Source organism: Cryobacterium sp. MP_M3 (assembly GCF_015752155.1).
Classification (GTDB): domain Bacteria; phylum Actinomycetota; class Actinomycetes; order Actinomycetales; family Microbacteriaceae; genus Cryobacterium.
In genome coordinates this window covers 70,983-96,946 of record NZ_JADOVI010000013.1, presented here as the reverse complement: position 1 = coordinate 96,946, position 25,964 = coordinate 70,983, and the positions used below count along the sequence as shown (strand labels likewise).

Below are 25,964 nucleotides of genomic sequence, written 5' to 3'. Positions count from 1 at the left end.
TCACCAACGGCACCGCATACACGTTCACGGTGACGGCGACGAACGGGGTCGGGCCCTCGCCAGCCTCCGCGGCATCCGCTGCGGTGACCCCGTCGACGGTCGTGACGCCGCCCGCGCAGATCGCCAACGGCGGGTTTGAGGCGGGGCTCAGCTCGTGGACGACCGGCGGGGTCTCGGCGCCGAAGGCCGCGGCGATCGCGCACGGCGGAACCGGCTCAGCCCTGCTCGGCGTGGCCAGCGGCAACGAACCCCTGGGCGACAGCACCCTGGCGCAGACGATCACCGTGCCGGCGACCGGAACCTCCACGCTCACTTTCTGGTACCAGCCGCACACGACCGACGGCACCTGCAGCGGCACCAACTGCCGGTGGGACTGGATGGAAGGACAGCTGCGCAGCAGCACGGGCGCCACCCTGGCCTCCCTGTTCAAGCTCAACAACAACCGCGGGGTGTGGACCCAGGTCACCGCGAACCTGACCGCCTACGCCGGGCAGACAGTGACGCTGTGGTTCAACGTGCACCTCGACGGCGCCGTGCCCGCCGACAACACCTGGATGTACCTGGACGACGTGGTTCTCACCACCGGGTGACAGAGACCGGCCTCGGCAGGCTGGAGCACGGGTGATCGAGCCTGCCGAGACCCTCCCCGGGCGAGCCTGTCGAGACCCAGAATAAATCTTCGAATAAGTTATCCACAGGACGTGACAAACGCTCACATTTGTGTTCGTGTTTTGGTATCTTCGTGGCATGGACTCACCGGCGGATCAGCTCAGACAGGCGGCGGATGCCGTTGCCCGCCTGGGGTGTTCCAGCGCCGACCTGGAAGCCCTTCCTGATGTGGCCGTGCTGACCGGTCAGCGCGAGATCGCGGAGGCCCGCCGTCTGCTCGAGATGTATGCCGCGTGGATGGCTGCGACCATCGCCGACCGCTCCCGCCCGGAGCTGGGCCATTCGGGTCTGGCGGCGCAGCAGGGGTTCCTGTCGCCGGAGGCGATGATCCAGAAGGTCACCGGCTCGAGCAAGAACGAAGCGTTCAAGCTCGTCGCGGTGGGCACGATGCTCGCCCGGGCCGAGGCCGCCGACCGGCAGGCCGCAGAGGGCCTCGGATCGACCGGTGCCGACGGGACCGGCGTTGATGGGACGGGTGCGGGCGGGACAGACGGCGGAGGGACGGGCGCCGACGGGACCGGCGCTGACGGGACCGGTGCCGAGGGGACCGGCGCTGACGGGACGGGCGTTGGCGGGACTGGCGTTGGCGGCGACTCGGGCGGCCTCGACGGCACCGGGGGCCCTGGCGACCCTGGCGGTTTCCCGCCCGATCCGGCCGGTCCCGGGTCGTGGCAGGCGCCGATCGCCCGCGCCGTGACCGCCGGAACCCTCTCCGTCGACGCCGCCGAATCCATCCGCAAGGGGCTCGGCGACATCGACACCGCCGTCACGGCAGACAAACTCGCCACCGCCCTCACCCGGCTACTGGCGGAGGCGGGTGAGTTGAACGCGGACCAGTGTTTCAAACAAGCCCGGAGGATGCGCGACGACCTCGACCAGGCCGGCATCGCCGCCCGGGAGAAGCAGGCTTACGACGACCGGTTCCTCAAGGTCTACCGCCTCCCCGACGGCAAGGTCCGCCTGCACGGGCTCTTCGCCCCCGAAGACGGCGAGTTCGTGCTCTCCACCTACGACTCGATCACCAGCCCCAGGCGCGGCGGGGTGCGCTTCGTGGACAAGAAGCGCGCCGCCTGGGCCAAGGCCGTCCAGGACGACCCGCGCAGCACCGCGCAGATCGCCGCGGACTCCTTCGTGCAACTACTCAAGATCGCCGGCGAAGTCGACCCCGGCCAGATGCTCGGAGGCCGCCGCCCCACCGTCCGCATCATCGTCACCCAAAAGGACCTCACCGACGCCACCCGCACCAAAACCGGTACCGGCACCGGCACCGGTGCCGGCAGTGCACCCCAGGCGCCGGCCGGCACAGCCCCCTCCACACCATCAACACCCGGCGCCACCGGAGCACCTGGAACGCCGGAAGCGCAGGGCAGGTCAGATGCCCGGCCCATTCGGGTGGGCAGAGTTGACACAGCTGCTCCCTCCAGCCAGCCCGGCCGACCCGGCGAGCCCGGCCAGACCAGCCAAGCCATCCAAGTTGGGCAAACCGGGCCATCCGGGCAAACCGGGCGAACCGGCCAACCTGACCGGCCGGGGACGGCCGTGGTCCTCGCGACCGGGCACGGGTCCATCGAGGGCAACCCCGCCCCGATCTCCCTCGCCACCGTCGAACGACAACTCTGCGACACCGGCTACATCGGAATCCTCTTCGACAACACCGGCCAACCCGTCGACGTCGGAAGGGAACAACGAGTCTTCACCCCGGCCCAACGTACCGCCATGGGCGCCCGCGACGGCGGCTGCGTCTGGCCCGACTGCGACCGGCCACCCTCCTGGACCGAAGCCCACCACCTCAAGGAGTGGCTCCTCGAACACGGCTCCACCGACCTCGCCGACGGAGTCTGCCTCTGCCACCCCCACCACCTGCTGCTCCACAACACAGGCTGGACCATCATCCACGACGGCGACCAGTACTGGCTCAAGCCACCGGTCTCGGTCGACCCGGAGCAAACGCTCATCCCCCTCCCCAGCAAGACCCAGCGGCAGGTCAGCTGAGCTTGATCTCCACGGGCGCGACCACCGGCTACTTGTACCGGACGAAGGTCGCTATCGGGTTTCGTAGATCTCGCGGCGGCGGCCGAGTCGAAGAACGAGCACGATCAGCTGCTCATCGTGAATCTCGTAGATTATGCGGTAGTCACCCGTTCGAACTCGCCACTCACCCGATCCGCCGACGAGTTGAATCGCCTTGGGCGGCCGGGGATCGCCCGCCAGGAGTTCAATCGCAGCCTGAATGCGACGTCGCACCGGCGGGTCGAACTTGCGCAGTTGACGTTCCGCGGCTGGCGCAATCCTCACCGAGTAGGTCATACGAGGCCGAGGTCTGCCTTCACCTGATCCCAGGGCGTCGGTTCAGCCCTCGTGCGACGCATCTCCTCGCGCGATTCCTCGGCAGCACGGATATCGGCCATGTCCTCGGCCAAACCGATCAGACGCTCCAGATCCTCGGAGTCGATAACGGCAGCGACTCGCCTTCCTCGCCGCGACAGAAAGACCGGCTCGTGTTCGGTTCGGGCACGGTCAATGATTGCAGCAAGCTGGCCGCGTGCATCCGAGACGCTGACGGGATCTATGGACGACATGTTGGGATCGTACATTTACCTTGCTATATGTACAAGAGGGACCGGAATATACATTCAACTTTCGGACGGCCGGGCGTGCAATGACCGACAAGACACCTTTGTGGAGGGCGCGAAGGGGCTTTTTGCAGGTCTCGACGGGCTCGATCACCTCGGCGGGGCGCCGGACTCGACGGCGGTTAGTCGAGGCTGAACTGCTTCGGGGTCGTCGCCTCGATGCCGTCCACGGTCACGGCCAGATGGTAGGACGCACCGCCGGCCGGGGCCGCCGGCCGGGAGTCGGAGTCACAGGTGTCGGGGCTGGAGCGGATCCTGTCCCAGGTGACGGGGGTGGTCGAACTCACCGGCACTTTGGGCTCCAGAGTGAAATCCGCGTCGCTGGGGTCGGTCTGGCAGTCCGTGGACTTCCAGTAGACATCCTGTCCGCTGGAGATCGTGAACACCTGCTTCGCGGTGCCCGCGTTGATGACGCAGGGCGCCGAACCCGTGTTGGTGATGCTGAGCGAGAGTTGCGGCATCTTGCCGGGCTCATAGGTGTCGGCGTCGGTGGTGGCCTCGACCTTCACCTGCGCCGGGTCGCACTTCGCGGGGGTGGCGGCCGGGTCGGTGGCCGCGGCGGGGGCATCCGTCGACGCCGTGGAGGCCGCAGCCTTCGGCTTGCCGTCGGGCTGGCCGTTGCTGGCGCCGGGGCGCACGATGATGAGGATGATGATGACAAGCACGAAGAGCAGGCCGAGGCCCACTACGAGACGACGGCGCCAGTACACCTTGCTGGACTGGGGGCCGACCGGATGTTTGATCGTCGACATGGATCAAGGCTAACGAGGTTCCCGCGCACGGCCGGGAATGCCGAGCGTGTCGGTCGTGTTTGCCGGGATCGAATCGGACAAAGGCCGGAACCGGGCCTGGATGGCGCCGGTTCCGACCCCACAACGGTTGGTCCTAGTCGTCGTGACCGTCGTCGCCGTGGCCGTGGCCGTGGGGCGGCTTCGGGGTCTTCACCTTGTCAACCTTGATCTCGGACCAGCCGATCACAGCACCCGACGCATCCTGCACGACGATGTCGTGGTTTCCCGGACGGAGGTCGGCCGGCAGGGTCACAGTGACCTTGCCCTGCGCGTCCACGGTGAGCCAGCCGCCGAGGTTGACCGGCGTCGACCGCACCCAGGCCGAAACGAACTCCGCCGCATGGGAGGTGCCGACCGTGATGGTCACGGTGTCGCCTGCGTGGTAGACCCGCTGGTCGGTGGCGATCTTGTTCTTCAGGGCCTTAGTCAGGGCGCGGGACGACGCTGGGGTCGGCGCGGCGGCGGGTGGCACCGGCACGTTGACCGCGAACGGGACTCGCACGATGGTGCCGGACTCCTTCGCCGTCAGCTGGAGCACGCTGGCTGCCGGGGCGTCGGCGGGCACGGTGACCGTGACCGCCGCGCTGCCCGCGGCATCCACCGCGACCGTGCCGAGGGTGGCGTTGCTGCCCGGCCAGAGCAGGGTCAGCTCGGTGTTCTTCGGTGCGCCGAGCGAGGTCAGGTTGAGGTCGCCGACGGTGAAGGTGACGGAATCGCCGCGGCTGACCGGTGCGGTCGGTGCCCCCGTGACGCTCGCCTGGCGTGCGGCGAACGACGGGGTGACCGGGCTGTGCGCGGTGAGGTAGCTGATCCACGCGTCCCGGTCGACGAGACCGGAGTCGCGCGTTCCCGTGCCGCCGAGGAAGGCGCGGAAGTTGTCCCCGCCGGTGAGCAGGAAGTTGAACGACCCGACCCGGTAGGACTTCGCCGGGTCGATGGCGGCGCCGTTGATCCAGATGCCGGTGATCCGGTCGCCCTCGGCGCGGGTGCCGTCGAAGGTGTAGTTGACGTTGTCGGACAACCCGAGCTGCAGGTAGGGTCGGCTCGGCACGTTGCCGGCCGCGTCGCGCTGCCACTGCTGCTCGAGCACCGTCTTGAACTGGGCGCCGGTAAGGCTGGTCGTCCACAGGTTGTTCAGGAACGGCAGCACCGCGTTGGCCTCGGCGTAGGTGACGACGCCGTCCGGCGCCTGGCTGAGGTCGGCCCGCATACCGCCCGGGTTGACGACGCCGATCTCGGCTCCGCCCTTGAGCGGGTCGGCGAGCGACTCGCGCAGCGAGTTGGCGACCAGGGTCCCCATCGCCGACGGGGCCGCACGGTTCTCGGCGCAGGGCGCGGTGCCGCCGATGCAGGCGCGGGTCACGTCGGCGGTCACCGAGCCGATCGGCTGGCTGCCGATGACGGCCGCCTGGGCGAGCGCGGCATCCGTGATCGTCTTCACGGTGGCGACCCGCGGGTACGCGGCGACCAGGGCGGCGTCGGCGGTCGTCGACCGCTTCACGTCCTGGTTCTTGACGGTGGTGGTGACACCGGATGTCTTGTTGAAGTTGAGCACGACCTGGCCGACGTTCTCGCCGTAGCTGCCGGTCTGCAGCACCGGGCGGGTGACGCCAGCTGCGGCCCCGGGCACCTGGGCGTTCCACGCGTACTGCTTGTGGGTGTGGCCCGTGAAGATCGCATCGACGCCGGCGGCGGTCTGGGTGACGATCTTCGCGAAGGCGCTGTCGGTGACCGCGAGCTCCTGCTCGAGCGTGGCGCCCTCGGGCGCGCCGGCTCCGGCACCCTCATGGTATTCGGCGACGAGCACGTCGGCTTCACCGTTGGCCGGGTTGCCGTCGCTCAACTGCGCCGAGACCCGGTTCACCGCGGCGACCGGGTCGCCGAAGCTGAGGGTGGAGATGCCGTTCGGCGAGACGAGCGAAGGTGTCTCCTCGGTGACGGCGCCGATCACGCCCACCTTCACTCCGGAGACGTCGACGATCGCGTACTCCGGCAGGGCCGGGGTCTGGGTGCCGGCGAGGTAGACGTTGGCGCCGAGGTAGTCGAAGTCGGCGGCGTCGGTGACCCGGCCGGTGAGATCGGCGAAGCCCTGGTCGAACTCGTGGTTGCCGACCGCGGAGGCCTTCAGCCCGAGGGCGTTCAGCACGTCGATGGTGGGCTTGTCCTTCTGCGACGCCGACGCGAAGAGCGAGGCGCCGATGTTGTCACCGCTGGAGAGGAACAGGGTGGCCGCGTCCCCGTACTCGGCGCGGAGCTGCTCGACGGTTCCGGCGAACTTGACCGTGTTCGCGTCGATCCGCCCGTGGAAGTCGTTGATGTTGAGCAGGTTGATGTTCACATCGGCAGGGCTGGCAAGCTTGAGGCCGACGACCGCGGGGTCGTGGTCGGAGGAACGGTACGGGTCGGCGCGGTAGAAGTCGGTGACGTTGGTGTTGTACCGGCTGTACTCGAGCGCGACGGACTCGACCGAGTTGATGTTCCAGACGTCGACGTCAGTGACGGCGGCATCCGCTTCGACCGAGGCGAACACGTGGTCGAGGGAGCCGACCGCACCGCCGAACGCGTAGGTGTACTCGCCGCTCTTGGCCTCCTGGCTACGGTAGCCGGCGTCGGTGATGACCTTGATCGGGTCTTCCTTGTCGTAGGCGTTGAAGTCTCCGGTGAGGAAGACCCGCTTGATGCCCGTGTCGGTCTTGAGCTTGTCGGCGAAGCCGACGAGGGCGGTGGCCTGGTTGACCCGGGAGGCGTTCGAGGCACCCTGGCCGTCGCCGGTATCGGCATCGACGCCGGTGCCGGACCCCTTCGACTTGAAGTGGTTGACGATGGCGAGGAACGAGCTGCCGGTGTCGCCGACCAGCTGGAACGCCTGGGCGAGCGGCTGGCGGGCGTTCACGAAGGCCGGCACGTCGAGGATGCTGGAGGCCCCGACGGTCTCGACGACGTCCTTCTTGTAGATGAACGCGGTGCGGATCACGTCTTCGGAGGTGGGGAGCACGGCCGGTGAGGGCACGAACGCCCAGACCGGGCTGCCGGCGGCGGCGTTGAGCGCGTCGACCAGGGTGGACAGGGCGGCGTCGCGGTTCTGGCCGAACCGGGCCGTGTTCTCGATCTCCTCGAGCGAGACGACCTGGGCACCGAGCGCGTTGATCGCCGAGACGATCTTGGCCTGCTGCCGTTCGAAGCTGACCTGGGTGGCGGCGCCACGGGCGTCGCATCCGCTGTTCACGGTGATCGGTGTGCCGGCCCGGTCGGTGTAGTAGGTGCAGCCGGTGAGCGAGTCGCCGGTGGTCGGGAAGTAGTTGAGCACGTTGAAGGTGGCGAGGCGGATGTCTCCGCCCACCTCGCGCGGCGCGGCCGTGCGGGTGTCGGCGAAGGTCGCCGGCTGCACGGTGGCGGCCGTGGCGGGCACGAGCTCGGCGGTCGGCTGGAACTTCCACGCGCTGTTGCGGAAGTCGAGGATGACCGGCTTCGTGAAGGTGACGGCCGCGCCGATGCGCACCGGGGCATCCGTCGACAGGTACGGGACCGGCTTGGCCTTGTTGGCTGCGGCCAGGTAGTTGGTGGTGGCGCCGTCGTCGAGGGTGACGGCCCTGGCCGTGTTGTCGGCGACGGCGGCGGTGTACTCGGCCGTGCCGGGGCGGGCCACGGCGGTCGGCGTGACGAGCGCGGTGGTGCCGGCGGCGAGGCCGATCTCGCCGTACTGGTTGGTGGAGTAGTTGTTGGTGACGGTGAAGTCGCCGGCCGGGGCGAGAAGCATGCCCTCGAGCGATTCGCGGGCGGCGGCCTCTCTCGGCAGGGCGACGGTGGCCGGCTGCGGCGGCACGATGCCGGTCTTGTCGAGCGGGGCGAGGTCGGTGAGGGCGGGGACGCTCAGCTGGGTCAGGCCGAAGTACTCGCTGACGGCGCCGGTGACGGAGAGGTAGTCGCCGACGGCCACGGTGGTGGTGAGCGTACCGGTGTAGACGAAGATGCCGTCGGAGGCCGGGTGGGTGGCGGGGTCGAGGGCGCCGCCGGTGCCGGGCGTCTGCAGGTAGAAGCCCTTGAAGCCGCCGGCCGGGTAGGCGGCGGTGACGACACCGGAGGTGGTCACGGTGCTGCCGGCCTTCGGGCTCGCATCGGTCGTGCCCTGGATCTCGCTGATCGGCAGGGCGTCGGCCGGGGTGGGCGTCACCGTCGGCGTGGGGGTCGGCGTGGGCGTCGGGGTGTCCGTGGGCGTCGGCGTCGGGGTCGGCGTCGGGGTGGACGCGGCGTTCATCGGGGTCGGCGCGGCGGCGGTGAAGTCGGCCGCGTTGGCGTCGGTGTCGACCTGGCCGGTGCGGGCGAGCGAGGTGGTGACGGATGCCGCGGGGGCGGCCGCGGTCTCGAAGGTCAGCGAGGTGCCGTAGCCGAGCAGGTCGATGATCCCGGGCGTGCCGACGAGCGAGCCGGTGGCCGGCGCGGTCAGTGCGGTGGCCTGGTCGGCGAGGAAGAGCGTTCCGCCGCCGGCGGCGAAGGAGAAGGCGAGGGAGGCGTCGGGGACCGGCAGCGCGGCGCCGTTGGCGGCGTTCGAGTTGCCCTGCACGAGGAAGTAGCCCCTGGCCGGGATCTGGCCGGTCAGCGCGAGCACGCCGGTCGGGTTCTGGGCGCCGGTGGCGGAACGGTACTGGAGCGAGGTGCCGTCGAGGGTGACCGGGGCATCCGTGGGGTTGTAGAGCTCGACGAACTTGTTCAGGTAGCTCGCACCCCCACTGCCGCCGTTGAGGTAGGCCTCGTTGATGACGACGCCGGTGCCGGCCGGGCTGGCCTGCGCCGGGAGGGCGAAGAGCGGAGCGGCGACGAGGCTCACTCCCAGCAGTGCGGCGCCGACCAGGCGCAGACGGCTTCGAGGTGCAGATGACATTGTTCTCCCCATTCATCGACCGGAAGCGGTCAAGGCCAAGATAGGGAATCTCGGCTACGAATGGCAGACGGAAAGGTGAACGGTTCGTGCGAAACCGGCGTGTCGCGCGGATGAGCAGGAACGGCCGGAATTACCCCCACATGAGCGGCACTCGAATGGGTAGCATGTGCGCCGACGGTCGCCGTGGGGCGGAGCGGCCCCGGCTCGCGCGGGGAATCAGACCAGGCGCTTGACCATCCGGGTGTTTCCGAGGGTGTTCGGCTTCACCCGGGCGAGGTCGAGGAACTCGGCGACGCCCTCGTCGTGGGAGCGCACCAGCTCGGCGTAGACGAGCGGGTCGACCGTCTCCGAGCCCATGTCGGTGAAGCCGTGCCGGCTGAAGAACGGCACCTCGAACGTGAGGCAGAAGAGGCGGGTCAGGCCGAGCTCGCGGGCATCCGCTTCGAGCCGGTCGATCAGGGCGTGGCCGACGCCGCGGCCGAGCCGGTCGGCGGTGACGGCCAGGGTGCGCACCTCGCCGAGGTCCTCCCACATGACGTGCAGGGCGCCGCAGCCGATCAGGTGGCCGTCGGCGTCTTCGACCACCCGGAACTCCTGCACGGCCTCGTAGAAGACCACGCTCTCCTTGCCGAGCAGGATGCGTTCCTGCACGAGCGGGGCGACCAGCGCCTGGATCCGCGGCACGTCGCTTGTGCGCGCCCGGCGCACCGAATACTCCTGCATGTGGCGCTTACCGGCCCTTTCTCTCGTAGCTAATTCAGGAAAACCGTTCCAGTCTACGGAAGTCGCCCCCGGTTTTCCGGGGGTGCGGCGGCGGCCCGAACGGATCTCCTGAGTTAGCCCCCTCCCCTCGCCCGTCGACGACCGGGGGCAACCGGCCGGGGAACGAGGAAGGGCCCGTCGGATGCTCCGCCGGGCCCTTCGAGACGTTGCCGCCTGGTTCGCTGCTGTGCTGCTACTCGCTGGTCACGGCGAGGTCGGGCGTGCCCGGCCCGGTGCCCAGGGCTGCGGTCGTGTTGACGCCGACCGACACCGCGGACTTGCGCGCCGTGGTGGTGAAGACGTACTCGCCGGCCACGAAGTCGACGTGCACGTGGTCGCCCGCGTTCAGCTCGCCCTGCAGGATCTTCTCCGACAGGCGGTCCTCCACCTCGCGCTGGATCGCTCGGCGCAGCGGCCGGGCGCCGAGCGTCGGGTCGAAGCCGACCTCGATCAGGTGCTCCTTGGCCGGGAGGGTCAGCTCGACGGTCATGTCGCGGTCGAGCAGGCGGTCGCTCAAACGCTTGATGAACAGGTCCACGATCTGGAGCAGCTCAGGCTTGGTCAGCTGCGGGAAGACGATGACCTCGTCGACGCGGTTGAGGAACTCGGGCTTGAAGTTCTTCTTGAGTTCTTCCTTGACCTTGCCGGCCATCCGGTCGTAGCTGGTAGACGTGTCGCCCTCGAGCTGGAACCCGACGGGCGCGCCGCTGATGTCCTTGGTGCCGAGGTTGGTGGTCATGATGATCACGGTGTTCTTGAAGTCGATCACCCGACCCTGGCCATCGGTCAACCGGCCCTCTTCCAGGATCTGGAGGAGCGAGTTGAAGATGTCGGGGTGCGCCTTCTCGATCTCGTCGAAGAGCACCACGGAGAACGGCTTGCGGCGCACCTTCTCGGTGAGCTGGCCGCCCTCTTCGAAGCCGACGAAGCCGGGGGGGGCACCGAACAGCCGGGAGACGGTGTGCTTCTCGCCGTACTCGCTCATGTCGAGGGAGATCATGGCGGCCTCGTCGTCGAAGAGGAACTCGGCGAGCGCCTTGGCCAGCTCGGTCTTGCCGACGCCGGTGGGGCCGGCGAAGATGAACGAACCGGAGGGACGCTTGGGGTCCTTCAGGCCGGCGCGGGTGCGGCGGATGGTCTTGGCGAGGGCCGCGATGGCCTGCTCCTGGCCGATGACGCGCTGGTGCAGGGCCTTCTCCATGAAGACGAGCCGCGAGGACTCCTCCTCGGTGAGCTTGAACACGGGGATGCCGGTCGCCTGGGCGAGCACCTCGGCGATCAGGCCCTCGTCGACGACGGCCGTGGTCTTGACGTCGCCGGACTTCCACTTCTTCTCCAGGCGCAGACGCTCGCCGAGGAGGTTCTTCTCCTCGTCGCGCAGGCCGGCGGCCTTCTCGAAGTCCTGTTCCTCGATCGCGGTCTCCTTGGCGGCGCGGACCACGGCGATCTTCTCGTCGAATTCGCGCAGCTCGGGCGGGCTGGACAGGATCGACAGGCGCAGGCGCGCGCCGGCCTCGTCGATCAGGTCGATGGCCTTGTCGGGGAGGAACCGGTCGGAGACGTAGCGGTCGGCGAGGTTCGCCGCGGCCACGAGGGCCCCGTCGGTGATCGAGACCTTGTGGTGCGCCTCGTACCGGTCGCGCAGCCCCTTGAGGATGTTGATGGTGTGGGGCAGCGACGGCTCGGCCACCTGGATCGGCTGGAAGCGGCGCTCGAGCGCGGCATCCTTCTCGAAGTGCTTGCGGTACTCGTCGATCGTGGTCGCACCGATGGTCTGCAGCTCGCCGCGGGCGAGCAGGGGCTTCAGGATGCTGGCCGCGTCGATCGCGCCCTCGGCGGCACCTGCACCGACGAGGGTGTGGATCTCGTCGATGAAGATGATGATGTCGCCGCGGGTGCGGATCTCCTTGGTGACCTTCTTGAGGCGTTCCTCGAAGTCACCGCGGTAGCGGCTGCCGGCGATCAGGGAGCCGAGGTCGAGCGAGTAGAGCTGCTTGTCCTTCAGCGTCTCGGGCACATCGCCCTTGACGATGGCCTGGGCGAGGCCCTCGACGACGGCGGTCTTGCCGACGCCCGGCTCACCGATCAGGACAGGGTTGTTCTTCGATCGTCGGGACAGGATCTGCATGACCCGTTCGATCTCTTTCTCGCGCCCGATCACCGGGTCGAGCTTGTTCTCGCGCGCGGCCTGGGTGAGGTTGCGGCCGAACTGGTCGAGAATCTGGCTGCCCGCCGGACCGCTCGCCGTCTCGTTGGCCCCAACCTGGACCTGCTCCTTGCCCTGGTAGCCGGAGAGGAGCTGGATGACCTGCTGGCGCACCCGGTTGAGGTCGGCGCCGAGCTTGACGAGCACCTGGGCGGCAACGCCTTCACCCTCGCGGATGAGGCCGAGCAGGATGTGCTCGGTGCCGATGTAGTTGTGGCCGAGCTGCAGGGCCTCGCGCAGGCTCAGTTCGAGCACCTTCTTGGCGCGCGGCGTGAACGGGATGTGCCCGGTCGGCTGCTGCTGGCCCTGGCCGATGATGTCCTGCACCTGCTCGCGCACGGCGTCGAGGGAAATGCCCAGGCTCTCGAGGGCCTTGGCGGCCACACCCTCGCCTTCGTGGATCAGCCCGAGCAGGATGTGCTCGGTGCCGATGTAATTGTGGTTGAGCATCTTGGCCTCTTCTTGGGCCAGGACGACGACGCGACGAGCTCGGTCGGTAAATCTCTCAAACATGTGATCGCTCCCTTGGCGCCAGGGCAGTTGTGGCGCCGATACATCGAGAGTAACGAGGGAACCCCCAAAACCGCGCCTCTGTTCGCCGCAGGCGTGACGGATGACGCCCCGCGCCCTGACCGCGCCCGGTCGCCGCCCGGTCGCCGCCCGGTCGCCGCCCGGTCGCCGAGATCTACCTTTCCGGTCGAGACCGAGCGTTGCGCAGGTCGGTTTCGACCGGAACGGTAGATCTCGCCGGTGAAGACGGCAGAGACGGCAGAGACGGCAGAGACGGCAGAGACGGCACCGTGCCGGCTACTGCACCGCGCTGGTGAGCCGGGCGAGGTTGTCGAGCACGGTCGAGCGCAGCGGCTGCTGCATCCACTCGTCGAGGGTGAGCTGGCGGCTGTCGGCCCGGTAGCCGTCTTCGACCGCCCGGAGGTCGCGCACGAAGGAGCGGCCGCGCACCATCAGCGACACCTCGAAATTGAGGCTGAACGAGCGCATGTCCATGTTGCTCGAGCCGATCACGGCGACCTCGTCGTCGATGGTGAAGTGCTTGGCGTGTAGAACGTACGGCGCCTTGTACAGGTAGATGATCACGCCGGCCCGCAACAGCTCTTCGTAGTAGGAGCGCTGCGCGTGGTAGACCAGCGCCTGGTCGCCGACCTCGGACACGAACAGCTCCACGTGCAGTCCGCGCTGGGTGGCCGTGGTGATGGCGTACATGATCGACTCGTCCGGCACGAAGTACGGGCTCGTGATGATGATGCGTTCCTGGGCGTAGTAGAGCAGCGCGAGGAACAGGCGCAGGTTGTTCTCCCCCTCGAACCCGGGGCCGCTGGGCACGACCTGGCAGTCCAGCGAGTGCGGCACGACCTCGGCATCCGCCGGTTCGATGTCACGGGTGAGCAGGTCGTCGGTCTCGCCGTACCAGTCGGTGATGAAGATCGCGTTGAGCCCGGACACGATCGGGCCCTCGAGCCGGGTCATCAGGTCTTTCCATTTGAGACCGCGACGGATGTTGGCGGGCATGTTGTAGCTGCGGTCGATGATGTTCTGGGAGCCCATGTAGCCGACCTTGCCGTCGACGATGACGAGCTTGCGGTGGTTGCGCAGGTCGGGGCGCTGCCACTTGCCTTTCAACGGCTGCAGCGGCAGGAGCAGCTCCCACTTCACGCCGGACGCGGTGAGCCGGCGCAGGGTCTTGCGGTAGCCGGGCTTGCGCATCGACTGGATGTGGTCCATCAGCACCCGCACGGTCACGCCGCGTTTGACGGCGTTCTCGAGGGCGTCGAAGAACGGGGCCGTCGTCTTGTCGAGGGAGAAGATGTAGAACTCGACGTGCACGAACTTGCGGGCCTTGTCGATGTCGGCGACCATCTCGGCGAGGGTGCCCTCGTAGTCGCCGAGCAGCCGGGCCTGGTTGCCGCCGACCAGCGGCATCGACCCGAGGTTGCGGTTGAGCTCGACGACGGAATCCAGCCACGGCGGCCAGACGTGGTCCCGGCGCACCTGTTCGATTCCCTCGGTGCTGTCGAGGATGAACTGGTTGATCTCCTCCTGCTTCTCCAGCCGTTTCTTCGGCAGGGTGCGGTAGCCGATCATCAGGAAGAGCAGGGCCCCGAGGTAGGGGATGAAGAAGATGGCCAGCAGCCAGGCCATGCCCGAGGTGGGCCGCCGGTTGCGCGGGACGACGATCACGGCGACCACGCGGATGGTGAAGTCGACGGCGAGGGCGACCACCAGGATGAAGGTCGAGATGTCGATGCCGAACATGCCGGGTCAGGTGACCGGCTTGTCGAGCCCGAGTTTCGCGCGTTCTTCCGCCTCGATCCGGGCGTAGACCTTCCGCTCGGTGCGGTCGGCCCGGAGGATGGACCGCATCACCAGCCAGAAGATCAGCCCGACCAGCACGGTGGGCACGAGCGACCAGAAAGCGCTAACCCAGAAGTTGTCCATATCCCTGTCTACGATACGGGAAATCGGCGCCGGGAACGGCCCGGTTCCCGGATGCTTCGCCAGGCACGGGCGCCCGGCCCGCCCGGCCCGCCGCCGAATCCGCTAGCGGGGATCCGGCGGAGCGGTTCCCGTCGACCCGCGGGTGATGAAGCGCGGCGAGGGTGCCGGCAGGATCGCCGGCACGTCGTTCCTGATCAGGCCGAGCAGCGCCCCGGCCGCCATTTCGCCGAGGGCGCGCACGTCGCGGCTCATCACGGACAACGGCGGGGTGGCCAGCTGGCACAGTGCGGAGTCGTCCCAGGCGAGCAGCGACAGCGACCCCGGCACGTCGATGCCGAGTTCGGCGGCGACGCCGAGGCCGGCGACCGCCATCAGGTCGTTGTCGTAGATGATCGCCGTCGGCGGCTCGGCCAGGCCGAGCAGGGTGCGGGTGGCTCGCCCGCCGCTCTCCTCGGTGTAGTCGCCCTCCACGACGACCCCCTCCGCGCCGAGGTCGGCGGTCGCGACCTCGAAAGCCTCGGTGCGCGCCCGGGTGTGCAACAGGGGTCGCGGGCCGGAGACCCGGCCGATCCGCCGGTGACCGAGGTCGGTGAGCCGGGTGACGGCATCCGTCATCGCCGCGTAGTTGTCGACCTGCACGGCGGCGACCCCCGGCGGCGGCGTCTTCTCGCCCAGCACCAGGGCGGGGATGCCAAGGGTGCGGAGGAAGTCGGCCCGGCCGTCGTCGTCGACCAGATCGGCGAGCACGACCCCCGCCACCTGACCGGACGCCGCCCAGCGCCGGTAGGTCTCGGTCTCCTTCGTGAGGCTGGGCACCACCTGCAGCAGCACCGAGCCGTCGTCCGCGGCGAGCACGCGTTCCATCCCCGCGATGAACTCGGCGTAGAACGGGTCGATCCCCAGCAGGCGCGGCGGGCGGCGGAGCACCAGCCCGATCTCGAGGCCGACCTCCGACGATGGCGCCTGCGGGCGCGGCGGATGCTGCCGCTCGGTGGGCTCGGGTTCGGGGATCACAGTTGGATTATCCACCATCGCGGCCCGGGCCTTATCCTGTGCGTTGGAGGCAGAATGACGAACCCGCGCGCTCCGCTCGCGACCACGACGAGCCGGGGCATCGTTCTCGACCTCATCCGCTCCGAGGGCCCGATCAGCCGGGTCGAGCTCGCCGAGCGCACCGGGCTGACCCAGGCGACCATGTCGACCGTGGTCCGCCAGCTCATCCTCGACGGCCTCGTGCTGGAGACCGGGCGCAGCGAGTCGACCGGCGGCAAGCCCCGGGTGCTGCTGAACATCAATCCGGATGCCCGGTTCGCGGTCGGGGTGCAGCTCGGCGCCGACTTCATCACCTTCGTGGTCACGAACCTCTCCGGCGCCGTCGTCGGCCGCACCCGCACGAGGGGCGTCGGCGACGGAAGCCCCGACCGGGTGATCGAGCGGATCGCGGAGCGGATCGGGCGCCTGCTGGCGAGCCTGGACATCGCCACCCCGCTGGTGGCCGGCATCGGCATCGTCGCGCCCGGCCCGCTCGATCTCGAGGCCGGTCGCATCCTGGCCCCGCCGACCCTGGCCACCTGGGGTGATTTCCCGGTGCGCGCCGCCCTGCAGCGCGCGACGGGACTGCCGGTGACGCTCGACAACGACGCGACCGCCGCGGCCATCGGCGAGTTCTGGGGCGGCACGGTCGCGAACGCGGCCGCCCACTGCACGGTCTACATGGGCGCCGGGATCGGCGCGGGAATCGTGCTCGGCGGCACCGTCTACCGCGGTGCCAGTTCGAACGCCGGCGAACTCGGCCAGCTCTGGGTCGACGACCCGACCGGGACGACCCCGGGCGGCACCGTCGAGGACCTCGCCGGTCCCCGCGCCGTGGCGGCCAGGGCGCGCGCCCTGATCGGGGCCGGGCACGCGGCGGGCTTCGAGCTCTCCCCCGACGGCGATCCGTTCCGGGACTTCGACCTGATCGCCACGGCCGCCGTGCACGGCAACCCGTTCGCCCTCGAGCTGATCGAGCGCTCCGCCGGGCAGCTGGCCACGGCCATCGTGAACCTGGCGAACATCCTCGATCTCGACTCGGTCGTGCTCGCCGGCCCGTCCTTCGCCACGGCCGGCTCGCTCTACCTCACCGCCGCGGTCACCCGGCTCGAGCAGCGCTTCTTCGCCCGGGCCCGGCATCCGGTCGACGTGCGGCTCTCCGCGCATGTCGCCGACGCGGCCGCGGTCGGCGGTGCGGCGCTGATCCTGCAGCAGGAACTGTCGCCGCGCGCCACCGAACTGGCCGGCCGGGCGCGGCGCCACCGGGACTGAGCCGGCTGCGCGGCATCCGCTCGCCGCCCCCGTCAAATTCGACGGACTTTCTTGCTCCAGCGCCCGAAAATCACCGATTAATGCCGGATTTCGGGAAAATCTCCGTCGAATTCGTCAGGGCACAGGCAGGCGCGGCGGTCAGAGGCCGGCGGCGGTGACCGCTTCGAGCCACAGGCTGGCGAGCAACTCGTGTCCGACACTCGTCGGGTGCACCCCGTCGAGGGCGACGGTGGCGGCGCCGAGGGCCGCGGCGCTCCGGGTGAGGCCGGCGTCGGCGGTGACGAGCACCGCGTCGTAGTCGACCGCCAGCCGGTGCACCACGTCGATCTTCGGGTCGAGGTCCTCGCGCCAGGCGCGCTGCGCCTCGGTGACCGGCAGCAGAAACGGTTCCACCAGCACGAGCCGGCTGCCCGCGCGCGCGATCGGATCGAGCAGCCGGCGGTAGTCGTTCTCGAAGCTCTCGGCGGTGGTGGTCTCGTTGTCGTCGTAACGCCGCCAGGTGTCGTTGACGCCGATCAGCACCGACACGATCTCGGCGGCATGGGCGAGCACGTCCCGCTGCCGGCGGGCGGCGAGATCGACCATGCGATTGCCGCCGATGCCGGTGTTCACGACCCGGCGGCCGGACGCCCAGCCGGAGCCGGCGATGTTCCGCACGTAACCCGACCCGAGATGGCCGTCGTGGTCCTCACGACGGCCGCAGTCGGTGACGCTGTCCCCGGTGAACAGCACGACGCCCGTCATTTGACGAGGATGCCGTAGATTCCTGAACCGATCAGGTAGAGCGCGATGCCGCCGACGATGACCCAGAGGATGATCCGGTTCGTCGACGGGCCCTCTTTCTCGGCCGGAGCGGATCCGTCGCCGCCCGTCGGTTCCTCACTCGATCGTTCGGAACGCTCGAGTTCATCACGGGCGGCGTCGTCGCGGGCGGGTTCCTCCGGGGGCTGCTGGCTCATGGGCTTACTTTACCAACGGGAAGAGAATGGTCTCGCGGATGCCGAGGCCGGACAGCGCCATCAGCAGCCGGTCGATCCCCATGCCCATCCCGCCCGTCGGCGGCATGCCGTATTCGAGGGCGCGGAGGAACTCCTCGTCGAGGCGCATGGCCTCGGGGTCTCCCCCGGCCGCGAGCCTGGCCTGCTCGACGAACCGTTCACGCTGGATCACGGGGTCGACGAGCTCGGAGTAGCCCGTGGCCAGTTCGAAGCCGCGCACGTAGAGGTCCCACTTCTCGACCACGCCGGCGATCTGTCGGTGGCCGCGCACGAGCGGGCTGGTGTCGACGGGAAAGTCCATCACGAAGGTGGGCCGGGTGAGGCCGCCCTTGACGAAGTGCTCCCACAGTTCCTCCACGTACTTCCCGTGGATGGGGTGGTCGATCTCGAGGCCCTCGGCGTCGGCGAGCACCTGCAGCTCGGCCAGCGGCGTCTCCGGGGAGATCGGGTAGCCGACCGCGGCCGACAGGCTGTCGTACATGCCGATCCTGTCCCAGTCGCCGCCGAGGTCGAACTTCGTGCCGTCGGCCCAGGTCACGACGTGGGAGCCGGAGACCGCGAGCGCGGCATCCTGGATCAGCGTCTGGGTGAGGTCGGCGATCGAGTTGTAGTCGCCGTACGCCTCATAGGCCTCGAGCATGGCGAACTCGGGCGAGTGGGTGGAGTCGGCACCCTCGTTACGGAAGTTGCGGTTGATCTCGTAGACCCGGTCGATGCCGCCGACGACGGCGCGCTTGAGGAACAACTCGGGGGCGATCCGCAGGTAGAGGTCGGTGTCGAAGGCGTTGCTGTGGGTCGTGAACGGGCGGGCGGATGCCCCACCGTGCATGACCTGCAGCATCGGCGTCTCGATCTCGAGGAAGTTGCGCTCGGTGAACGTCCTGCGCAGGCTGGCGATGGTCTGGGAGCGTGCGACGACGCTGGCCCGGGCCTGCTCGCGGGCGATCAGATCGAGGTAGCGGCTGCGCATCCGCGTCTCCTCGCTGAGCTCGGTGTGCAGGTTCGGCAGGGGCAGCAGGGCCTTCGCGGCGATCTGCCAGTCGGTGACCATGATCGACAGCTCGCCGCGGCGAGAGGAGATGACCTCGCCGGAGACGAAGAGGTGGTCGCCGAGGTCGACCAGGTCCTTCCACTCGGCCAGGGACTCCGCGCCCACCTCGCCGAGGGAGACCATGGCCTGGATCCGGCTGCCGTCGCCGGCCTGCAGGCTGGCGAAGCAGAGCTTGCCGGTGTTGCGCAGGTGCACGACCCGGCCGGCGAGGCCCGCCGTGACGCCCGTGACGGCATCCGGTTCGAGGTCGCCGAACCGGGCCCGCACGGCGGGAATGGTGTCGGTGACCGGAACGGAGACCGGGTAGGCGCCGCCGCCGGGGGTCGTCGCGGCCCCGATCAGGCGGTCGCGCTTGGCGAGCCGCACGGCCTTCTGCTCGGTGATCTCCGCCAGCGCGGCCTCGGCCTCGGCGAGTTCGGCCGTGCTCGGGGCGTCGGTCGCTGCCGCGGTCGGGGCGGGCTGAGGGGTGTTGTTCGGGCTCATGCGGTTCTCCGTCGGCGGCTGGCAGGCGGGCGGTGCCCTGGCTGTTCCGCGGGTTGATCTGGTGGGAAGAAGATGGTCAGTTCAGGTCGAGGGCTGCGTTGTCGATCAGGCGGGTGCTGCCCACCAGCGCGGCGACCAGCATCCGGGCGGGCCCGAGATGGTCGGCCGCGACCGGAAGGAAGGTCTGCGGGTCCACGACGACGAGATAGTCCAGTTTAACCAGTGGCTGGGCGTCGATGAACGCATGGGCCGCCTGCAGGGCGGCGGCCACGCCCCGGCCGGCGACGGATGCCGCGGCCGCCAGCCCCGCCGACAGCGCCCTGGCCGCGGCGCGCTGCTCCTCGGCGAGGTTGCGGTTGCGGCTGGAGAGCGCGAGCCCGCTCTCTTCCCGCACGATCGGCACGACCTCGATCACAGGCCGGAAGTCGAGGTCCGCGAGCATCGCTTCGACCAGGAACACCTGCTGGGCGTCCTTCTGGCCGAAGACGACCACGTCGGGGCCGACGATGTTGATCAGCTTGGAGACGACGGTGAGCATGCCGTCGAAATGCCCGGGCCGGGCCGCACCCTCGTACAGCGTGCCGACGGGGCCGGCGGTGACCCGGGTGGAGCTGGGGCCGTGCGGGTACATGACCTGGCCGGTCGGGGCGAAGACGAGGTCGGCACCGACCGTGGCGAGGGCGGCGACGTCCGCTTCGAGGGTGCGCGGGTAGCTGGCGAGGTCCTCGCCGGCGCCGAATTGCAGGGGGTTGACGAAGATCGACACCACCACGATGTCGCCGAGTTCCCGGGCCCGGCGCACCAGGGCCAGGTGGCCGGCGTGCAGGGCGCCCATGGTCGGAACGAGCACGACGCGGGGCCTTTCGCCGGCTCGCGCCCCGGTTCCGGCCAGCCGGGCGCGCAGCCCGGCGATGGTGTCGATGACCTCTGGTGTGGTGAGCACGTTCACTCGTCCTCCGTGTGTTGCGGTTGGTTCATTCATCGAAGTCGTCAGCGTCTTCGTGGTCAGGGTCTTCGCGGCTGCCCGACCCGGGCAGGTCCGCGAGCAGGGACAGGTCGAGCCGGTCGGGGCCGGTGCGGGCGAGGGCGTTCTCCATGGCCGAGCGCACCAGCGGCGCGATCACGGCCCCCGGCCTGTCGATCCCGATCCCGGCGAGCAGGCCGGTCGCCTGCTCGACGATCGAGGTCGCGAACGCGGTGGCCGTGTCCACGGCCTCGGCGTAACGGGGGCGATCGGCCTCCGCGACGATCACCGGTTCGCCGCCCATTTCCACGACAAGCGCCTGAGCGATCGGCAGAACCGGGGTGGGCGCGGTCACCGCGAACCAGCTGTCGGCCAGCCGGGCGATGTCGATGCTCGTGCCGGTGAAGCTCATCGCGGGGTGGATCGCCAGCGGGATCGCCCCGCCGGCCTGGGCCGGGGCGAGCACGGTCGTGCCGAACCGGGCGGAGGTGTGCAGCACGAGCTGGCCGGCCTGCCAGGTGCCGGTGGCGGCGAGCCCGGCGATGAGGCTTTCCAACTGGGCGTCCGGCACGGCGATGATCACCAGTTCGCTGCGCTCGACGATCTCGGGCACGGTCAGGATGGGCACGAACGGCAGGATGGCTTCGGCCCGGTCGCGGCTGGCCTGGGAGATCGCGGAGATGCCGACGATCGCGTGGCCGGCTCCGGCCAGGGCCGCGCCGAGGATGGGGCCGACGTGGCCGGCGCCGATGATGCCGATCCCGAGCCGGCCGGGTCGCTGCGTCATTCGGGGGCTCCGTTCGGAAGGTTCCAGTGGTGGCTGGTGTCCAGATGGGCGGACTCGATCGCGCCGGCGGAGACGCGCTCGAACAGGGTCACGGCCTCTCCGGCGTCGACCACGCTGAGCGTGGCGGCGACCGGGCCGGCGACGGTGTGCAGTCCGGCCGAGGCGAGGCGGAGCATCCGCAGCACTGGGCCCTGGCTGACGCCGACGCTCTGCAGCCGGGCGAGCGGCACGAGGATCAGTTCCCGGCTGACGGTGCCGCGGCGCAGCAGCGCGATCCCGTCGGAGAGGGCGTAGCCGGTGCGGCGCCAGGAGAACGGGCGGAGCCAGGCGGCACGCGGGGGCGCGTTGGTGAAGCCGTCGTCGCCGCCCTTCGAGCGGAGGCCGCGGCTGATCAGCGCGAGGTGTTCGGCGGAGTTGAAACCGGGCAGGATCAGTTCGAGCACCCGGGCGACGTCGTCCTCCGTGCCGACCGGGAGGGTGGTGGTGTTGGCCTCGCCGGCCGCTCCCTTGTTGGTGGAGTGCCCGGCCGTGTTGATCCGCACCTGCCACCAGCCGAACGGCCGCCAGAGCAGGGGCTGCGACACCCGGATGGCGTGGATGCGGCCGGGCGGGAGGGTCTCGTTGCTCGTCGACAGCAGGCCGAAGCCCACCCGCACGCCGTCGGGGGTGCCGGCGATGCTGTAGCGCAGGGACTTGGTGAACCGGGAGAAGTAGTAGCTGACGCTGCCGATCATGCCGGGGAGGATGGCAACGAGCAGCCAGCCGCTGCCGCCGAACGCGACGCTGACGACGAGGGCGATCCCGGCCAGCACGAGGAACACGGTGAAGCCGCTGAAGAAGACCGAGCCGATCAGCCGGCCGGGTGGGATCCGCACGACCGACTCCGGCGGGGCCGCGTCGGGGTCGAGTTCCGGGGCGAAGAACTCGTTCGCCCGGTCGACGGCGAAACCGCCGATCCCGCCGGCGATGCCTGCCGCCGCCGCGCCGATCCCCCCGGGAGCCCGGATCCCCCCGGGAGCCCGGCCCTCCGCTGTCCCGAATTCAGGTGCGGAGGCCCGCTCAGTGCGGAAGTCGCCTGTTTCCGCCCCGCTTCGGGCCTCGGTTCCTGAATTCGGAACAGCCGTGGTGGCGGCGGAAGCGGCGGCGATGGCTGCGGCGGCGACAGCAGCCGCTGCGGCCGCGGCGGCGGGCTGACGGAGGCCGGAGGCGAGGTGCAGGATGTCCCGGCGCAGCGCATCCGCCAGGGCGGAGCCCAGGTAGGCCAGCTGCACGTTCGCGTCCTGGCCGGCCACGCTGACCTCGAGTTTCGCCGCCCCGAACAACCGCGGCACGAACGGCCGCACGATGTTGACGCCCTGGATCCGGTCGAGCCTGGCCCGCCGGTGGCTGCGGAAGACGAGTCCGCTGCGCACCTCGACGACCTCGTCGCTGACCCGGAAGGTGTGCATGCGCCAGGAGAGGTAGAAGCCGACCAGGATCAGCACCAGCACGACGGCGACGATGAGCAGCGCCCAGCCGACCGCGCCGCGCCGCATGATCTCGTCGATCGGGTCGCCGCCGTAGCCGGGCACGCCGAAGAAGAAGTCGATCAGCCGTTCGCGGAGGTTCGCGACGATGAAGCCGAGCACCGCGACGATGAAGATCCCGCCGCGCAGCAGCGGGCTGGCCGGATGCAGCCGGTGCCATTCACCGTCGGCGAGGCTGGTCACAGCCCGGCCCGGCGACTCTCGGCCAGTTCGACCAGCCGGTCGCGCAGGCTCTCCGCGTCGGCCTCGGCCAGGCCGGGGATGAGCACGCCGGAGGAGGCGGCCGCGGTGACGAATTTCAGGTCGGCCAGGCCGAGCCAGCGGGCGATCGGGCCGCGGGTGATGTCGACCAGCTGCATCCGCCCGTAGGGAACCGACACGAAGCGCGTGAACATGATGCCCCGCCGGAACAGGAGGTCGTCCTGACGCAGCTGGTAGCCGATCGCGCGCACCCGGCGGGGCTCGAAGAGCACGGTGAGCAGGGTGACGAGCGCGATCGCCCCGATCAGGTACGGCGCCCATTCCAGGCCGACGACGAGCCACAGCAGGACGCCGCCGCCGCAGAGGGCGAGGCCGAACAACACGGTGCCGACGATCTCCACCACGACATAGCGCGGGGAGACCCGCTTCCAGTCGGGGACGCCCGGCAGGTCCAGCCGGCGCGGCGCTTCGGGTTCAGGCACGCACTTCTCCCCGCTCCTTCTCATCGTCGTCATCGGGTGGCAGGGTGCAGAAGTGTTCGGCGACCAGACCGCCCGTGAGGAGGAGTGCGGCGCCGACCGCCATGCCGATGGCGAGCCATACCGATGTTACCGTCGGCACGACCGAGCGGGTGAGGACATAGAGCACGATGCCCAGGCCCGCGCCGAGGAACAGCGCCCCGCTGAACGCGGACGCCTTCGCCAGCACCGCCACCCGCATGGCCATGAACGGGTCGACCCGGCGGCCCGGTTTGCCATGGGTGGCCTGGCGGATCGGCCAGGCCAGCGAGACGACGGCCACGCCGATGACGGAGAGGGCGATCGGCAGCGTGATCGGGAGGATCAGGATGGGCGACCCGGTCGCGGCCGCGGTCACCTCGAGCAGGAACCCGAAGACGAGTCCGACCAGGACCAGCAGGATGACGGTGCCCGGCTGGGTGCGCTTCATCGGTCGCCGCCGATCTCCCGGTAGGGCTCCACGCTGGGATGGAGGCCGGCGAGCAGGGCGCGCACCGGGCCGCGGCCGGGGATGGCCGCCTCCGAGTCGAGTTCCAGCCAGGGGGCGAGCACGAAGTCGCGTTCGTGGGCCAGTGGATGCGGGATGGTCAGCCGCTCGTCGGAGAACACCAGGGTGCCGAACACGATGATGTCGATGTCCAGGGTGCGGTCGCCCCAGCGTTCGACGCGCACCCGGCCGAGGTCGGCCTCGATGTCGTTGACGGCGTCGAGCAGGGCGTGCGGGGTGCCGGTGTAACGCCCGGCGACAACCGAGTTGAGGTAGCGGGGAGCGGTCTCGTCGACCCCGGACGGTTTCACGGCGGCGGATTCGAATGCCGGCGACACCCCGGCGAGGTCGAAGCCGGGCAGGTCCGCGAGGGCCCGCACGGCGGCGGCCAGGGTCCTGGTGCGGTCGCCGAGGTTGCTGCCGAGGGCGAGCACGACCGGCTCGGCACGCGGTGCATCGGCGGGGCCGGTGCCTGCGGGTGCCGGGATCATGCCCGGGTCCGGGTGATCTGCACGGCGACGTCGGTGAACGGCACCGAGATGGGGGCCTGTGGTTTGTGCACGGTGACCTGCACCCGTTCGGCGGCCTCGTGGGCGAGCACCACGGCGGCGATGCGTTCGGCGACGGTCTCGATCAGATCCACCGGGTTGCCCCTCGCGGCATCCGTCACCTCGATCGCGAGCTCGCCGTAGTGGATGGTGCCGGCCAGGTCGTCGGCGCCGGCCGCGGCCCGCAGGTCGAGCCACACCGCGACGTCGATGACGAAGTCCTGGCCGTTCTCGCGCTCGAAGTCGTAGACGCCGTGGTGCGCGGTGACCCGCAGCCCGGTGAGGGTGATGGAGTCGCTTGTCATGGTTCCATTCTGGCGGAGTCCACCAGTGCGAGCACGTTCAGCGCCGTGCGGGTCGCCGTGACGTCGTGCACGCGCACCGCCCACGCCCCGGCCTGGGCGGCGAGCACGCTGAGCACCGCGGTCGGCAGGTCGCGCGCCTCGACGCCGGCGTCCTCCGGAAGCGCGCCGGCCAGGAAGCGTTTGCGGGACGCGCCGACCATGACCGGCAGCCCGAGGGTGCCGAACGCGTCCAGGTTCGCGAGCAGCTGCCAGTTGTGCCCCGGGAGCTTCGCGAAGCCGAGGCCGGGATCGAGCACGATCCTGTCGCGCTGCACGCCCGCGCTGGTGAGGGCGTCGACCCGCCAGGACAGTTCGGCGAGCACCTCGGCGACGACGTCGCCGTAGACCGCCAGGGAATCCATCTTCTGCGCGTGCCCGCGCCAGTGCATGGCGACATAGGTGAGCCCGGTGTCGGCGGCGACGGCGGCCATCCGCGGGTCGGCGAGACCGCCGGAGACGTCGTTGATGATGGAAGCGCCGGCCGCGGCGGCAGCCGCGGCGGTGCCCGAATTGAGGGTGTCGACGCTGACCACCACGCCCTGCCGGGCCAGTTCGGTGATCACCGGGATGATCCGGGACTGCTCGTCGGCGGGCGAGACCCTGACCGCGCCCGGGCGGGTGGACTCACCGCCCACGTCGATCAGGTCGGCTCCCTCGGCGCGGAGGGCGAGGCCGTGGCTGATCGCGGCATCCGTCGTGGCCCATTTGCCGCCGTCGCTGAACGAGTCGGGCGTGACGTTGAGCACCCCCATCACCTGGGTCGACACGGTCACAGCCCGGCGCCGATCGGGCCGGAGCCGATCAGGGCCATGATCTCCGCGCGGTGCGCCGGGTCGGAGAGTTCCCCGCGGCTGGCCATGGTCACGGTCGAGCTGGCGGTCTGGCGGGGACCGCGGGTGGTCACGCAGCCATGCACGGCGTCGAGCACCACGAGGATGCCGCGGGGGGCCAGGCCGGTCTGCAGCGCCTCGGCGATCTCCTCGGTCAGGCGCTCCTGCACCTGGGGGCGCGCGGCGAGGGTGTCGACCACGGCAGGGAGGCGGCCGAGGCCGACCACCCGGTCGCCGGGCAGGTAGGCCAGGTGGGCGCGGCCGATGAACGGCAGCAGGTGGTGCTCGCACACCGAGCGGAACGCGAGGTCGCGCACGAGCACCAGCTCCCCCGTGGCCGGGCCGACCGGGATCGTGTCGCGCAGGTGGTCGAGCGGGTCGACGCCGAGCCCGGCGAAGTACTCGCTGTAGGACTCGGCGACGCGCCGCGGGGTCGCCTCCAGGCCGGGCCGGGAGACGTCCTCGCCGATCGCGGCCAGGAGTTCAACGACCGCGGCCTCGATCCGCGTCCTGTCGACTGCCACCCGGC

Annotated in this window: 24 protein-coding genes; 3 read left to right on the top strand and 21 right to left on the bottom strand. The window is 70.0% G+C overall.

What is annotated here, in order from left to right; all coding sequences use genetic code 11:
* Together IWX89_RS14490 and IWX89_RS14485 are read left to right on the top strand one after the other, a co-directional pair.
* Positions 1 to 590 (top strand): immune inhibitor A (locus IWX89_RS14490; protein WP_231383323.1); only part of this gene is annotated, 590 nt, incomplete at its 5' end.
* Between the two features lie 157 nt (positions 591 to 747).
* The gene (locus IWX89_RS14485) at positions 748 to 2,661 is read left to right on the top strand and encodes a DUF222 domain-containing protein (RefSeq protein ID WP_196904247.1); all 1,914 of its coding nucleotides are present in this window, start codon (positions 748 to 750) and stop codon (positions 2,659 to 2,661) included.
* 51 nt (positions 2,662 to 2,712) lie between these two features.
* Here IWX89_RS14485 and IWX89_RS14480 read toward each other — a convergent pair whose 3' ends face one another.
* The 9 genes from IWX89_RS14480 to IWX89_RS14440 form a co-directional block, all read right to left on the bottom strand.
* Positions 2,713 to 2,976 carry a type II toxin-antitoxin system RelE/ParE family toxin gene (locus tag IWX89_RS14480; protein ID WP_196904246.1) on the bottom strand — a complete coding sequence of 88 codons (264 nt, stop codon included), beginning with the start codon at positions 2,974 to 2,976 and terminating at the stop codon, positions 2,713 to 2,715.
* The gene (locus tag IWX89_RS14475) at positions 2,973 to 3,263 is read right to left on the bottom strand and encodes a type II toxin-antitoxin system Phd/YefM family antitoxin (RefSeq protein WP_231383322.1); all 291 of its coding nucleotides are present in this window, start codon (positions 3,261 to 3,263) and stop codon (positions 2,973 to 2,975) included. The genes IWX89_RS14480 and IWX89_RS14475 overlap by 4 nt, the downstream gene beginning before the upstream one ends.
* Before the next feature lie 161 nt (positions 3,264 to 3,424).
* Entirely contained in the window at positions 3,425 to 4,054 is a 630-nt protein-coding gene (locus tag IWX89_RS14470) for a hypothetical protein (RefSeq protein WP_196904245.1), read from the bottom strand.
* Between the two features lie 133 nt (positions 4,055 to 4,187).
* Positions 4,188 to 8,972 carry an ExeM/NucH family extracellular endonuclease gene (locus IWX89_RS14465; protein WP_196904244.1) on the bottom strand — a complete coding sequence of 1,595 codons (4,785 nt, stop codon included), beginning with the start codon at positions 8,970 to 8,972 and terminating at the stop codon, positions 4,188 to 4,190.
* A gap of 216 nt (positions 8,973 to 9,188) precedes the next feature.
* On the bottom strand, positions 9,189 to 9,695 hold the full coding sequence (locus tag IWX89_RS14460) for an amino-acid N-acetyltransferase (protein WP_196904243.1): 507 nt from the start codon (positions 9,693 to 9,695) through the stop codon (positions 9,189 to 9,191).
* A gap of 232 nt (positions 9,696 to 9,927) precedes the next feature.
* A complete protein-coding gene (locus tag IWX89_RS14455) occupies positions 9,928 to 12,453 on the bottom strand; it encodes an ATP-dependent Clp protease ATP-binding subunit (RefSeq protein WP_196904242.1) in 2,526 nt (841 codons plus the stop codon).
* A 294-nt stretch (positions 12,454 to 12,747) separates the two neighbouring features.
* A complete protein-coding gene (cls, locus tag IWX89_RS14450) occupies positions 12,748 to 14,211 on the bottom strand; it encodes a cardiolipin synthase (protein WP_196904241.1) in 1,464 nt (487 codons plus the stop codon).
* A 6-nt stretch (positions 14,212 to 14,217) separates the two neighbouring features.
* The gene (locus IWX89_RS14445) at positions 14,218 to 14,394 is read right to left on the bottom strand and encodes a hypothetical protein (protein ID WP_166788623.1); all 177 of its coding nucleotides are present in this window, start codon (positions 14,392 to 14,394) and stop codon (positions 14,218 to 14,220) included.
* Between the two features lie 102 nt (positions 14,395 to 14,496).
* Positions 14,497 to 15,408, bottom strand: coding sequence for a substrate-binding domain-containing protein (locus IWX89_RS14440; RefSeq protein WP_307836574.1), 912 nt, complete (start codon positions 15,406 to 15,408; stop codon positions 14,497 to 14,499).
* Positions 15,409 to 15,462: 54 nt separating this feature from the next.
* Between IWX89_RS14440 and IWX89_RS14435 the strand changes: the two genes are divergently transcribed.
* A complete protein-coding gene (locus tag IWX89_RS14435; RefSeq protein ID WP_196904239.1) occupies positions 15,463 to 16,698 on the top strand; it encodes an ROK family transcriptional regulator in 1,236 nt (411 codons plus the stop codon).
* 138 nt (positions 16,699 to 16,836) lie between these two features.
* Here IWX89_RS14435 and IWX89_RS14430 read toward each other — a convergent pair whose 3' ends face one another.
* From IWX89_RS14430 to folE, 12 genes are all read right to left on the bottom strand, one after another.
* Positions 16,837 to 17,442: a GDSL-type esterase/lipase family protein gene (locus IWX89_RS14430; RefSeq protein ID WP_196904238.1), complete on the bottom strand. Its 606-nt coding sequence runs from the start codon at positions 17,440 to 17,442 to the stop codon at positions 16,837 to 16,839.
* Positions 17,439 to 17,657, bottom strand: coding sequence for a hypothetical protein (locus IWX89_RS14425; RefSeq protein WP_196904237.1), 219 nt, complete (start codon positions 17,655 to 17,657; stop codon positions 17,439 to 17,441). The genes IWX89_RS14430 and IWX89_RS14425 overlap by 4 nt, the downstream gene beginning before the upstream one ends.
* Positions 17,658 to 17,661: 4 nt before the next feature.
* Positions 17,662 to 19,230, bottom strand: coding sequence for a lysine--tRNA ligase (lysS, locus tag IWX89_RS14420; protein WP_196904236.1), 1,569 nt, complete (start codon positions 19,228 to 19,230; stop codon positions 17,662 to 17,664).
* Between the two features lie 76 nt (positions 19,231 to 19,306).
* Positions 19,307 to 20,212 (bottom strand): pantoate--beta-alanine ligase, encoded by a 906-nt coding sequence (gene panC / locus IWX89_RS14415; RefSeq protein WP_196904235.1) that lies wholly within the window; start codon positions 20,210 to 20,212, stop codon positions 19,307 to 19,309.
* Positions 20,205 to 20,981, bottom strand: coding sequence for a Rossmann-like and DUF2520 domain-containing protein (locus tag IWX89_RS14410; RefSeq protein ID WP_196904234.1), 777 nt, complete (start codon positions 20,979 to 20,981; stop codon positions 20,205 to 20,207). Before IWX89_RS14410 ends, panC begins: the two co-directional genes overlap by 8 nt.
* Positions 20,978 to 22,690 (bottom strand): PH domain-containing protein, encoded by a 1,713-nt coding sequence (locus IWX89_RS14405; protein WP_196904233.1) that lies wholly within the window; start codon positions 22,688 to 22,690, stop codon positions 20,978 to 20,980. The genes IWX89_RS14410 and IWX89_RS14405 overlap by 4 nt, the downstream gene beginning before the upstream one ends.
* Entirely contained in the window at positions 22,687 to 23,190 is a 504-nt protein-coding gene (locus tag IWX89_RS14400; protein WP_307836572.1) for a PH domain-containing protein, read from the bottom strand. The genes IWX89_RS14405 and IWX89_RS14400 overlap by 4 nt, the downstream gene beginning before the upstream one ends.
* Complete coding sequence (locus IWX89_RS14395; RefSeq protein ID WP_196904232.1) at positions 23,183 to 23,656, bottom strand: DUF3180 domain-containing protein; 474 nt, start codon at positions 23,654 to 23,656, stop codon at positions 23,183 to 23,185. Before IWX89_RS14395 ends, IWX89_RS14400 begins: the two co-directional genes overlap by 8 nt.
* Positions 23,653 to 24,204, bottom strand: coding sequence for a 2-amino-4-hydroxy-6-hydroxymethyldihydropteridine diphosphokinase (gene folK, locus IWX89_RS14390; RefSeq protein WP_196904231.1), 552 nt, complete (start codon positions 24,202 to 24,204; stop codon positions 23,653 to 23,655). Before folK ends, IWX89_RS14395 begins: the two co-directional genes overlap by 4 nt.
* Entirely contained in the window at positions 24,201 to 24,566 is a 366-nt protein-coding gene (gene folB / locus IWX89_RS14385; RefSeq protein WP_196904230.1) for a dihydroneopterin aldolase, read from the bottom strand. The genes folK and folB overlap by 4 nt, the downstream gene beginning before the upstream one ends.
* On the bottom strand, positions 24,563 to 25,357 hold the full coding sequence (folP, locus tag IWX89_RS14380) for a dihydropteroate synthase (protein ID WP_196904256.1): 795 nt from the start codon (positions 25,355 to 25,357) through the stop codon (positions 24,563 to 24,565). Before folP ends, folB begins: the two co-directional genes overlap by 4 nt.
* Before the next feature lie 17 nt (positions 25,358 to 25,374).
* The gene (gene folE / locus IWX89_RS14375; protein ID WP_196904229.1) at positions 25,375 to 25,959 is read right to left on the bottom strand and encodes a GTP cyclohydrolase I; all 585 of its coding nucleotides are present in this window, start codon (positions 25,957 to 25,959) and stop codon (positions 25,375 to 25,377) included.
* Between the last annotated feature and the right edge of the window lie 5 nt (positions 25,960 to 25,964).